A 12243-nucleotide genomic window follows, 5' to 3' on the forward strand; every position below is an offset into this window, starting at 1 on the left:
AATACCGGCCCAGCGAGCTGCGTCTGATAGTGACGCGGGCCAATCCATCGCCGCTGCTGCTGCCGGCCCTGCCCGAGCCGTTGGGCGATGTACTCGACGAATTCACCCTGCGGGCGGGCACGGCCCACGGCTACACCGTCGCCAAAGGGCAGTACATCCAGGTGCTGGACGTCGCGGGCCGCCAGTGTTCGGACTTCGTCGCCCTCGACCGGCGCGCCCTGGATCGCGGCGTCGAGCTGGACCTGGACCAGACCGTCACGCGCACCCTGAACGGCAGCGCCTACCCGGCACCGGGGCTGTTTTCGAAGTTTTTCGACCGCCATATGCAACCGATGCTGGAGGTGGTGCAAGACACGGTCGGGCGCCACGATTCATTCGCCCTGGCCTGCGCGGCGCGCTACTACGAAACCCATGGCTATTTCGGGCACGACAACTGCAGCGACAACCTCAGCCGCGTCCTCGCCCCCCATGGCGTGCAGGCGCGCAACGGCTGGCCGGCGATCAACTTCTTCTTCAACACCGGTATCGATGCGCACCAGCAGATGACCCTGGATGAACCCTGGTCACGGCCCGGCGATTATGTGCTGCTGCGGGCCATGACCGACCTGCTGTGTGGCAGTACCTCGTGCCCGGATGACATTGACCCGGCCAATGGCTGGAACCCGACCGATATCCATGTCCGCATCTACAGCGAGAAGGAGCGTTTTTCCATCGCCATGAGCACTCGAACCACGGCGGATGCCGACCCGACCCTCACCCGTGAGTCCGCGTTTCACTCACGTACCCGCGCCCTCACCGGCAGCTTCACCGACTACCGCAATTGGTGGCTGCCGCTGCGCTACGACGGTTACGGCGTCACCGAGGAATACCTCGGTTGCCGCGAACGGGTGGCGGTGATGGACCTGACCGCCCTGCGCAAATTCGAAATCATCGGCCCCGACGCCGAAGCCCTGTTGCAGTACTGCCTGACCCGCGACGTACGGCGCCTGGCGGTGGGCCAGGTGGTGTATTCGGCGATGTGCCACGCCCACGGCGGCATGCTCGACGACGGTACCCTGCTGCGCCTGGGCCCGGACAACTTCCGCTGGATCTGCGGCGAAGACTACGCCGGCGTGTGGTTGCGCGAGCAGGCACAGAAACTGGGCATGAAGGTGTGGGTCAAGTCCGCCAGCGAGCAGATTCACAACCTGGCGGTGCAGGGGCCGCTGAGTCGCGAGCTGCTCAAGCAGATGGTCTGGACCCCGCCCACGCAACCGAGTGTGGAAACCCTCGGCTGGTTTCGCTTCCTGGTCGGTCGATTGGACGGTTTCGACGGCTGCCCGTTGATGATTTCGCGCACCGGCTACACCGGCGAACTGGGCTTTGAGGTGTGGTGCCAGCCCGAAGACGCCGAACGGGTCTGGGACCGCATCTGGCAACTCGGCCAACCCTTGGGGCTGGTGCCCCTGGGCCTGGAAGCCCTGGACCTGCTGCGCATCGAAGCCGGGCTGATTTTCGCCGGCTACGAGTTCAGCGACCAGACCGATCCGTTCGAGGCCGGTATCGGTTTCAGCGTGCCGCTCAAGAGCAAGACCGATGACTTTATCGGTCGCGACGCCCTGCTGCGGCGCAGCGCACACCCCAGCCACAAGCTGGTCGGCCTGCACCTGAGCGGCAACGAAACCGCCCACCATGGCGACCCGGTGTACCAGGGCCGAGCCCAGGTCGGGGTGATCACCAGTGCCTGCCGCTCACCGCTGCTGGCCAGCAATATCGCGTTGTGCCGGGTCGACGTGAGCTGCGCCGAGCCCGGCACTGAACTTGAGATTGGCAAAGTCGATGGCCTGCAGAAGCGCATCAGCGCCACGGTCAGCGCAGCGATTTTCTACGACCCGGACAAAAGCCGGGTGCGCAGCTGATCGTCCCGAAACGTGTGTGCCAACCCATTTTGACTGCCCCAACCTAACCGCTATTCAGACATGGGAATACGAAGATGGAAGCGACGACGTTCGAGGCTGTACCGCAGGCTGCCGGCTCGGTGGGCAGCCTGCACCGCAAGATCGACTGGCGCGGGGCCTTCTGGGTCGCCAGTGGCGTGCCCGCGCTGGTGTTGTTCTCCATCGGTGCGATCGCCGCCACGGTGGGCAAACCGGCATGGATCGTGTGGATCGTGTCGATCCTGTTCGGGTTTATACAGGCCTTCACCTACGCCGAGATCGCCGGGCTGTTCCCGCACAAATCCGGCGGCGCCTCGGTGTACGGCGCGGTGGCGTGGGTGCGCTACAGCAAGCTGATCGCACCGGTGTCAGTGTGGTGCAACTGGCTGGCCTGGTCGCCGGTGCTGTCCATCGGTTCGGGGCTGGCGGCGGGGTATATCCTCACGGCGCTGTTTCCCGCCGATGCGTTGATCAACACCTGGCAACTGACCCTGCTGGACCTGGGCTGGGTCAAGAGCGGCCTGTCGTTGCGCATCAACGCGACGTTCGCCATTGGTTTGTTGATTTTGCTCACGGTGTTTGCCGTGCAGCACGGCGGCATCCTGCGGTCGGCGCGCCTGACCCTGGTGCTCGGCGTCACCTCGTTGATTCCGCTGCTGCTGGTGGGCGTGGTGCCGTTGTTCACCGGGGATGCGACCCAGGCCAACTTCCTGCCGCTGTACCCCCTGGCCCATGATGCGGCCGGGCAAGTCATCGATGGGCCGTGGGATATGTCCGGCTGGTCACTGATGGCCGGTGGGCTGTTCATGGCGGCGTGGTCCACCTACGGCTTTGAAACGGCGGTGTGCTACACCCGCGAATTCAAGGACCCCAAGCGCGACACCTTCAAGGCGATCTTCTACGCCGGCCTGCTGTGCATCCTGGTGTTCACCCTGGTGCCGCTGGCGTTCCAAGGCAGCCTCGGGCTGGGCCAACTGGTAACGCCGGCGGTGCTCGACGCCAGTGGCGCAATCGTGACGCCCGCGGTGTACAGCGGCCTGCTCTCGCCCGCGATCTACAGCGGCATGGGCGTTGGCCAGGTGATGGCCGACAGCATCGGCGGCGGCAAGGTGGTGGCCAATGTCGTGCTGATCATGCTGGTGCTGGCGACGTTGCTGGCGATCATGACCTCGATGTCCGGTTCGTCGCGCACCCTGTACCAGGCCTCGGTGGATGGCTGGCTGCCCAAGTACTTGGGGCGCACCAACGAACATGGTGCGCCAACCGCGGCGATGTGGACCGACCTGTCGTTCAACCTGCTGCTGTTGCTGATGTCGGACTACGTATTCGTGCTTGCGGCGTCCAACGTCAGCTACATCATCTTCAACTTCCTCAACCTCAATGCCGGCTGGATCCACCGCCTGGACCGCCCCGACTGGGTGCGCCCGTACAAAGCCCCCACCGTGCTGCTGGCGGCCGGCGGCGTGCTGAGTTTCGTCAACCTGGCCTGCATGGGCCTGGGCGCGGACATTTGGGGCGCAGGCACGCTGGTCACCGGCTTGCTGTTGGCGCTGCTGATCCTGCCGGTGTTCTGCTACCGCCACTATGTACAGGACAAGGGCCGCTTCCCTGCCGCCATGCTCACCGACCTGTATATCCAGGCCGATGACGGCCAGCGCCGCGCCGGCTGGCTGCCCTATGCCACGCTGGTCGCCGGTGTGCTGGTGGTGTATGCCTGCCATCAACTGGTAGCCTGAGCCTTCCGGCCTGCCTATGGCTGAGGGAGTCTTATCCCTCAGCGCCTTATTTCCCCAGACAACGGTGACGCTTTTGACCAGCTCTCTCCCCACGCTTGCCCGCGATATCGACGGCAAGGCCATCTCTGCCCAGGTGCTCGACGAGGTTCGCGAAGAGGTCCTGCTGCTCGCCTCGCAGCAAATCTACCCGGCCCTGGCGGTATTGCTGGTGGGCGATGACCCGGCCAGCCACGTCTACGTGCGCAATAAGCTGCTGCGGGCCAAGGAAGTCGGGATTCGCTCCCTGGAATACCGGCTGCCGGAGGATGCCAGCCAGACGCAGGTGCTCGACCTGCTTGCCCAGTTGAACGCCGACACGACGGTCAACGGCATCCTGGTGCAGTTACCGCTGCCGGCGCATATCGACGAAGCGGCAGTGATCCACGCGATCGACCCGATCAAGGATGTGGATGGCTTCCACCGCGAAAACGTCGGTGGCCTGGTGCAAGGCATCGAGGTGCTCACGCCCTGCACGCCCAGCGGCTGCATGCGCCTGCTGCACGAAACCTGCGGCGACTTGAGCGGCTTGCACGCGGTGGTGATCGGTCGTTCGAACATTGTCGGCAAACCCATGGCGACCCTGCTGCTGCAGGCCAACTGCTCGGTCAGCGTGGTGCACTCGCGCAGCGTCGATGCCCCGGCGTTGTGCCGTTTAGCCGACATCGTCGTCGCCGCCGTAGGCCGGCCGCAGTTGATCGACGCCAGTTGGCTCAAGCCCGGCGCAGTGGTGATTGATGTGGGGATCAACCGCATCACCACCGAGACCGGCACACGGTTGGTGGGGGATGTGGATTACGCCAGCGCACGCACCGTGGCCAGCGCAATCACACCGGTGCCCGGCGGTGTGGGGCCAATGACGATTGCCTACCTGCTGAAGAACACCCTGGTGGCGAGCCAGCTGCAACGCAGCAAGGCAAATGCGGGAGGGAACTTGCCCCCGATGGCCGTGGCTCAGCTACAACCAAGCTGACTGGCAGACCGCTGTCGGCGCATAGGTATCTACAATGGTAACCACGATGCGAAGCGAGCCGCTCTTGCTCTTGCTGTAGATCTTGATCTTGCTTTAGATCTTGATCTTGATCTTGATCTCAGGCGCCCCGTTAACCACGCTGGCCGGAATCCGATAGTGATTTGGGGGGTAAACCGGCAGGGATGCCGGTTTAGCCGCCCCGCGCCATGGATGGCGCGTGGCGGCGGCCCCCCACATCACTGTCGGATTACGGGCACACCGAGCCTAGGCGAGGTGCCGAGTGGTGGGGCAAGAGCCCTTTTGGTTACTTTTGGGGCTCTTTTCCAAAAGTGACCCGCCGTAAGGGCGGAACCCATAGCGGCCGTGACCGCAGCAACGAATATGTACTCGAACTGATCCAACATCCTGGTCGGCTGTCAGGCCGCCATCGGGAGCAAGCCCCCTCCCACATTTAGGTAGCGGGGCATCAGTTAGATAGTCGTCGGCTCCTGAGCCATCACGGAAGCAAGCTCCCCTCCTACATTTTGAGCTGCGTTTACTCAGGGGGAATGATCAGTGGTTGTAGGCCCGCTCATTATGCTCGGCCAGGTCCAACCCCATCTCCTCCACCGACTCATGGGCACGCAAGCCAACCAGGGCATTGACCCCCTTGAGGATGATCCAACTGATCACAAAACAGTACACCGTAGTCAGCAGCACCCCCTTGAGCTGGGCAACCACCTGCCCGCCCATGGTCACGCCTTCCACCAGGCCCCCCATGGACGGTACACAGAACACGCCCGTCAACACCGCGCCAATCATCCCGCCAATGCCGTGCAGGCCGAACACGTCGAGGCTGTCGTCGTAGCCGAAACGGCGCTTCAACACCGTCACGCTCAAGTAGCAGAACACCCCGCACAACAAGCCGATGGCCAACGCACCGCCGACGCCCACGTAGGCACACGCCGGGGTGATCCCCACCAGGCCGGCCAACGCGCCGCTGGCCAGGCCGAGGGCACTGGGCTTGCCGACCTTGAACCACTCGGTGAACATCCAGCCGAGAATCCCCGCGCAGGCGCCCAACTGAGTGTTGAGCATGACGATGCCCGAGGTGCCGCTGAGGCCGCCACCGGAGCCGATATTGAAGCCGAACCAGCCGACCCAGAGCATCGCCGCGCCGGCCATGGTCAGGCTGAGGTTATGCGCCGGCATCGGCGTGTTCTGGTAGCCCTTGCGCTTGCCGAGGATCAGGCACGCAGCGAGCGCAGCCACACCGGCATTGATGTGCACGGCGGTGCCGCCGGCAAAGTCGAGCACGCCCCAGTTATGCATCAAGGCCCCCGAACCGCCCCAGACCATATGCGCCACCGGGGCATAGACCAGGGTGAACCAGATGGCCATGAACAGCAGCGCCGCCGAGAACTTCATGCGTTCGGCAAAGGCGCCGGCGATCAGGGCCGGGGTGATGATGGCGAAGGTCATCTGGAAGGTCACGAACACCCCTTCCGGAATATCCCCCACCAGGCTCTCCGGGGTCATGCCCGCCAGAAAGGCGCGGCTCAGGCCGCCGACAAAACTGTTGAAGGTCACCTGCCCTTCGACCATGCCGGTGGTGTCGACCACCATGCTGTAGCCGTAGATCACCCACAGCACGCCCACCAAGCCGGCAATGCCGAAGCACTGGGTGAACAGCGAAAGCATGTTTTTCGCACGGACCAGGCCACCGTAGAACAACGCGAGCCCCGGCAAGCACATGAACAGCACCAGCACGGCGGCGGTGACCATCCAGGCGGTGCTGCCGGTGTTCAAGGTGGGGGCGTCGGCGGCCTGGGCGAGGGGCACAAGTGCACCGGTCGCCAATAAGCCAATAAGGGATTTGCCGAGAAGACGATTGATCATGTTCAAAGCTCCTGCAACAGAAGTGTGTAGGAGCGAGCTTGCTCGCGAAAAACGTCCAGGCAACGCGTTCATCCAGGGTGCCAGCGTTATCGTTGACGATCTTCGCGAGCAAGCTCGCTCCTACAGGGGGGGTAAACTCAGTAACCGGAACCCGGCACCCAACTGGTCCCCGCCAGCGGCACCCGCGCCATGGCGGCCGATTCCACTGTCAGCGCCACCAGGTCCTCGGGGTCGAGGTTGTGCAGGTGCGACTTGCCGCACGCACGGGCCATGGTCTGCGCCTCCAGCACCATCACCCGCAGGTAGTTGGCCAACCGCCGCCCGCCTTCCACCGGGTCGAGGCGCTTGGACAGCTCCGGGTCCTGGGTGGTGATGCCGGCCGGGTCGCGGCCGTTTTGCCAGTCGTCATAGAAGCCGGCGGCCGAGCCGATCTTTTTCAGTTCCGCGTCCAGCCGTGGGTGGTTGTCACCCAGGGCAATCAGCGCCGCCGTGCCGATGGCGACCGCATCCGCGCCCATCGCCATGGCCTTGGCCACATCGGCACCGTTGCGGATCCCGCCCGACACGATCAACTGGACCTTGCGGTGCATGCCCATCTCTTGCAAAGCCTGTACCGCTTGCGGGATGGCCGACAAAATCGGGATGCCCACATGCTCGATAAACACTTCCTGGGTCGCGGCGGTGCCGCCTTGCATGCCGTCGAGCACGATCACATCGGCACCGGCCTTGACCGCCAGCTTCACGTCGTAATACGGCCGGCTCGCGCCGATTTTCACGTAGATCGGTTTTTCCCAATCGGTGATTTCGCGCAGCTCGGCAATCTTGATCGCCAGGTCGTCGGGGCCGGTCCAGTCCGGGTGGCGGCAGGCGCTGCGCTGGTCCACGCCGATCGGCAAGGTGCGCATGCCGGCCACACGCTCGGTGACTTTCATGCCGAGCAACATGCCGCCACCGCCGGGCTTGGCGCCCTGGCCGAGGACGATCTCGATGGCGTCGGCCTTGCGCAAATCATCCGGGTTCATGCCGTAGCGTGATGGCAGGTACTGATACACCAGGTGCTGGGACTGGCCGCGCTCTTCCGGGGTCATGCCGCCGTCACCGGTGGTGGTGCTGGTGCCGGCGATGGTCGCGCCACGGCCCAGGGCTTCCTTGGCGTTGGCCGACAATGCACCGAAACTCATACCGGCGATGGTCACCGGGATCTTCAGGTGGATCGGCTTCTTGGCGAAGCGGTTGCCGAGGATCACATCGGTGCCGCACTTCTCGCGATAGCCTTCCAGCGGGTAGCGCGACACGCTGGCGCCGAGCAGCAGTAAGTCATCGAAGTGCGGCAGCTTGCGCTTGGTGCCGCCACCGCGAATGTCGTAGATGCCGGTTTCGGCGGCACGCTGGATTTCCTGGATGGTCAGGCGGTCGAAGGTGGCCGACTCGCGCAGGACCGGAGGGGTTTGTTCAGTCATGGTGGAGCTCCTGATCAGTACGCGGAGGCGTTATCGACTTTGAAGTTGTAGAGTTGACGGGCCGAGCCGTAGCGCTTGAAATCCGCCGCCTGGTGGGCGAAACCGGCGCGGTCGAGCAGCTCCTGCAACTCTTGCAGGTGCTCGCTGCGCATCTCTTTTTCGACGCAGTCCGAGCCCAGGGACTCCACCGTGCCTTTCACGTAGATATGGGTTTCGTAGAGCGAATCCCCCAGCGCATCGCCGGCGTCGCCGCACACCACCAGGCGCCCGGCCTGGCCCATGAAGCAGCTCATATGGCCAATGCTGCCGCCGACGACGATGTCGATGCCCTTCATGGAGATCCCGCAACGCGCGCCCGCGTCGCCCTCGATCACCAGCAGACCGCCATGGGCCGTGGCCCCGGCCGCCTGGGACGCGCTGCCTTTGACGCGCACCGAGCCGGACATCATGTTCTCGGCGCAGCCCACGCCGACATTGCCGTGCACGGTGATCGAGGCCTGCTGGTTCATGCCCGCGCAGTAGTAGCCGGCGTGGCCCTCGATATCGATGGACACGGCCTGGTTCACCCCCACCGCGAGGTTGTGCTTGCCGTTGGAATGGGTCACGCGCCACTCGTTGTCGATGGCCTGGGCGTGCAGCGCCTGGTTGAGATCACGCACGGTGGCGGTGGAAAGATCGATGGTTTTCATGTGTGCGTTCCTTAAGCTGACGGGCGTTCCCAGATGTACAACGTGGCCGGTGCCGGCTCCCAGATCCGCGCGTTCTCGATGCCCGGCAGGCTCGACAGCGCCTGGTACTCGGAGGCCATGGCGACGTAGTCGTCGGTCTCGGCCAAGATCGCCGGCTTGCACGCAATCGGGTCGCGGATCACCGCAAAGCCGTTGCGCGTGCCGATGGCGAAGGTGAAGAAGCCGTCGAGGTCTTCCAGGGAATGGTCCAGCGCCTCTTTGAGCGAGTCGCCCTGTTGCAGGCGCCAGGTCAGGTAGCCGGCGGCGACTTCGGTGTCGTTGTCGGTTTCGAAGTGGATACCTTCGCGCTTGAGTTCCTGGCGCAGGCGGAAGTGGTTGGACAGCGAGCCGTTGTGCACCAGGCACAGGTCGGCGCCGGTGGAGAACGGGTGGCTGCCTTCCATGGTCACCGCGCTTTCGGTGGCCATGCGGGTGTGGCCGATGATGTGGCTGCCCTGCATGTTTGCCAGGCCGAAGCGTTGGGAAATTTCCTGGGGCAGGCCCATGCCCTTGAGGATCTCGATGCTCTGCCCGGCGCTCATGATGCGCACGCTCGGCGCCAGTTCGGCCAGGGCCAGGCGCACCGGGGTTTCGTCGGCGTGGATCTTCAATACGGCGGCGCTGGCGTTCTGGAACCAGTCCAGGGAACAGCCGAGGCGCCCTTCCAGCTCGCCCATCAAGCCTTTCCAATCGAAGGCTTCGGTGGTGGCTTGCAGGGTCAGCTTGACCCAGCCATCGGCGACTTCATCGCCGTAGATGGCGAAACCGGCGCTGTCCGGGCCACGGTCGGTCATGGCTTGCAGCATGGGTTCAAACAGCTGGCCGAGCTGGGGTTCCAGCTGCGGATTCTTCAGGTACAGGCCTACGATTCCACACATAACAAGTCTCCGTCACACGGTGTCAGAAAAATTCGGTATAGCGCTGGATTTCCCAGTCGCTCACATGGCGGCTGTACTCCACCCACTCCATGCGCTTGAGCTTGATGAACTCGCCCACGATCTGCGGGCCGAGCACTTCGGCGAACAGCGCGTCGGCTTCCAGCGCGTCGCAGGCTTCCTTGAGGGATTGCGGCAGGGTCTTGATGCCGCGCTCGGCGATCTGCTCGAGGCTCAGGCTGTAGAGGTTTTCGTTGCAGACGTGGTCGATTTCCAGCTGGCGATCGATACCGTCCAGGCCTGCGGCGATGATCGCGGCGCTGACCAGGTAGGGGTTGCAGCCGGCATCCGGCAGGCGGAACTCCAGGCGGCCATACGGCACGCGCACCATGGCCGAGCGGTTGTTGGCGCCAAACGCAATAAAGGCCGGGGCCCAGGTGGCGCCGGACAACGAGTTGCCGACCACCAGGCGCTTGTAGGAGTTGACCGTGGGCGCGGCGAACGCACACAGCGCCGGGCCATGGGCGAGCAAGCCGGCGGCGAAGTGATAGGCGAGTTTCGACAGGCCCATGCCGCTCGGGTCGCTGGCGTCATGGAACAGGTTTTTGTTATCAAAGCTGCTGATCGACAGGTGAAAGTGCATGCCGTTGCCGGCGCGCTTCGGGTCGGGTTTGGGCATGAAGGAGCAGATCATGCCCAGGTCATTGGCGATCTCGCCGGCGGCCATGCGGAAGAAGGTGAAACGGTCGGCGGAGGTCAAGGCGTCGCTGTAGGTGTAATTGATCTCGAACTGGCCGTTGGCGTCCTCGTGGTCGATTTGATAGACCTCGAAATCCACCGCCTGCAAGGCTTCGGTCAGGCGCTCGAGGAACACCCGCGAACGCGACAGGCCCTTGTAGTCGTAGCAAGGCTTGTCGAGGTTGTCGCTGGGGTCTACCAGTTGCAGTTTGCCGTGCTCGTCGCGGCGCATCAGGTTGAACTCGGGCTCCAGGCCAGTGTTCAGCGTCCAGCCCTTGTCCTGCAGGCGCTGCACTTGTTGCTGCAGCACGTAGCGGCTGTCGTAGGGATGAGGCTTGCCGTCGACATGCCCGACGCACACCACGCGCCCATAACCTGGCTGCCAGGGTACCGGGGTCAAGGTCGACAGATCGCCGCGCGCCATGAAGTCCGGGCCATGGGGTTCCATGCCCATGCCGCTGATGGCAAAACCGGCAAACCCCGCGCCCTCTTCGGCCACCGTCTTGAGCCCGCAGATGGGCACCGACTTGGTCTTGGCCGCACCGTGTATATCCACAAACTGCGCAAGCACGTATTTGATCCCGTGCTTATCGATGATGCGCTGGGTTTCTGCTGGCAACATTGCGTGTCACTCCTCGCGAAAGGCAAAACCGTGTGGGTGGGCCTAGGCTGTCTTTTTATTCCTAAAAAGAAAGTTAGTTTCCCTGCAGGAATGCAATACCCTTGCCATAATCGCGATCGACACATCGAAGTGGGTGGAGCTGCGCTTTTGTGCTGTATATATGGGAAAATTCTTTTCCCCGCAGGAATACGCACAGCGGGGTGGCCTTCAAGCGCCAGACCTTGCACTTTCCCAGTGCGAAAATAATATTACTGAACGGAAACCGTGCAGGAGCCGATGATCATGTCCACCGAAACCGCCCCGCGCCTCAAGCTCGAGCAATACCTGGGGCTGCAGATCAAACGCCAGCGCCAGGCCCAGGACCTGAAGCTGTCCGACGTGGCGAAGATTGCCGATATCAGCCAGGGCATGTTGAGCAAGATCGAGAACGCCCAGGTCTCCACCAGCCTCGATACCTTGAGCCGCCTGTGCGATGTGCTCGGGCTGCCGCTGTCGAAATTATTCAGCGAATACGACCAGCAGGATGGCAGCGCCTTGCTGGTCAAGGCCGACCAGGGCATGGAAGTGGTGCGCCGGGGGACCGAGAAAGGGCATACCTATCACCTGCTCAACCACACGCGCGGACCGAAGAAGAGCTTCGAGGCGTACATGGTCAGCATGGATGACGCCAGTGAGGAGTTTCCGACCTTTGCCCATCCAGGGACGGAGTTTCTGCATTTGCTGGAGGGGGAGTTGATTTACCGGCATGGCAACCAGCTGTATCGGATGGAGGCCGGGGACAGCTTGACGTTTGAGGGCGAGATTCCCCATGGGCCGGAGGAGTTGGTGCGGGTGCCGATTCGGTTGTTGTCGATCATGAATTATGGGGGGAATAAGGAGTGATCGTGGGCATATCCGTTGTTCAGGTCACGGCCGGCTAAGATCAAACATCGGAGCAAGGTCTACCGGATGTATGCAGATCAACCTGTGGGAGGGGCGGTGCGACGGTTCGACTTGCCCCCGATTGCAGTGGGTCAGCCACAGATGCATCAACTGACACGCCCTCATCGGGGCATGGGTATCTACACAACTTTCAGGCTGAAAAATCTCTTTGGGGTGAGGGAGCTTGGTTCCGTGGCGGCCTTTGGGCCGACCGCTTTTTGGGGTTTGGGTGAGTACATATCCGTTGCTGCGGTAACGGCGGCTTAGGGTTCCGCCCTTACGGCGGGTCACTTTGGAAAAGCCCCAAAGTAACCAAAGGGCTCTTGCCCCACCACTCGGTACCTCGCCTAGGCTCGGTAT

Annotated in this window: 9 protein-coding genes; 4 read left to right on the plus strand and 5 right to left on the minus strand. The window is 63.3% G+C overall.

Going from position 1 to position 12243, the window contains the following annotated elements; genetic code table 11:
- From BFQ01_RS14895 to folD, 3 genes are all read left to right on the plus strand, one after another.
- Positions 1-1898 (plus strand): DUF1989 domain-containing protein (locus tag BFQ01_RS14895; protein WP_065925856.1); only part of this gene is annotated, 1898 nt, incomplete at its 5' end.
- A 74-nt stretch (positions 1899-1972) separates the two neighbouring features.
- Positions 1973-3652, plus strand: coding sequence for an APC family permease (locus BFQ01_RS14900; RefSeq protein WP_065925857.1), 1680 nt, complete (start codon positions 1973-1975; stop codon positions 3650-3652).
- 16 nt (positions 3653-3668) lie between these two features.
- On the plus strand, positions 3669-4661 hold the full coding sequence (gene folD, locus BFQ01_RS14905) for a bifunctional methylenetetrahydrofolate dehydrogenase/methenyltetrahydrofolate cyclohydrolase FolD (protein WP_083221223.1): 993 nt from the start codon (positions 3669-3671) through the stop codon (positions 4659-4661).
- Between the two features lie 552 nt (positions 4662-5213).
- On the opposite strand, the gene BFQ01_RS14910 is transcribed toward folD, so the two are convergent.
- From BFQ01_RS14910 to glnT, 5 genes are all read right to left on the minus strand, one after another.
- Positions 5214-6539 carry an ammonium transporter gene (locus tag BFQ01_RS14910; protein ID WP_065925859.1) on the minus strand — a complete coding sequence of 442 codons (1326 nt, stop codon included), beginning with the start codon at positions 6537-6539 and terminating at the stop codon, positions 5214-5216.
- Positions 6540-6676: 137 nt separating this feature from the next.
- Entirely contained in the window at positions 6677-7999 is a 1323-nt protein-coding gene (locus BFQ01_RS14915) for an FMN-binding glutamate synthase family protein (protein WP_027603581.1), read from the minus strand.
- Positions 8000-8013: 14 nt separating this feature from the next.
- Positions 8014-8688, minus strand: a complete 675-nt coding sequence (locus BFQ01_RS14920; protein ID WP_027603580.1) for a GltB/FmdC/FwdC-like GXGXG domain-containing protein — start codon at positions 8686-8688, stop codon at positions 8014-8016.
- A gap of 11 nt (positions 8689-8699) precedes the next feature.
- Positions 8700-9605: a class II glutamine amidotransferase gene (locus tag BFQ01_RS14925; RefSeq protein ID WP_065925860.1), complete on the minus strand. Its 906-nt coding sequence runs from the start codon at positions 9603-9605 to the stop codon at positions 8700-8702.
- 22 nt (positions 9606-9627) lie between these two features.
- Positions 9628-10962, minus strand: coding sequence for a type III glutamate--ammonia ligase (gene glnT / locus BFQ01_RS14930; RefSeq protein WP_065925861.1), 1335 nt, complete (start codon positions 10960-10962; stop codon positions 9628-9630).
- Between the two features lie 282 nt (positions 10963-11244).
- On the opposite strand from glnT, the gene BFQ01_RS14935 reads away from it, so the two are divergent.
- Complete coding sequence (locus tag BFQ01_RS14935; protein WP_065925862.1) at positions 11245-11844, plus strand: helix-turn-helix domain-containing protein; 600 nt, start codon at positions 11245-11247, stop codon at positions 11842-11844.
- The last annotated feature ends 399 nt before the right edge of the window (positions 11845-12243 follow it).

Source organism: Pseudomonas sp. 8 R 14, from assembly GCF_900005955.1.
GTDB classification, from domain to species: Bacteria; Pseudomonadota; Gammaproteobacteria; order Pseudomonadales; family Pseudomonadaceae; genus Aquipseudomonas; species Aquipseudomonas marginalis.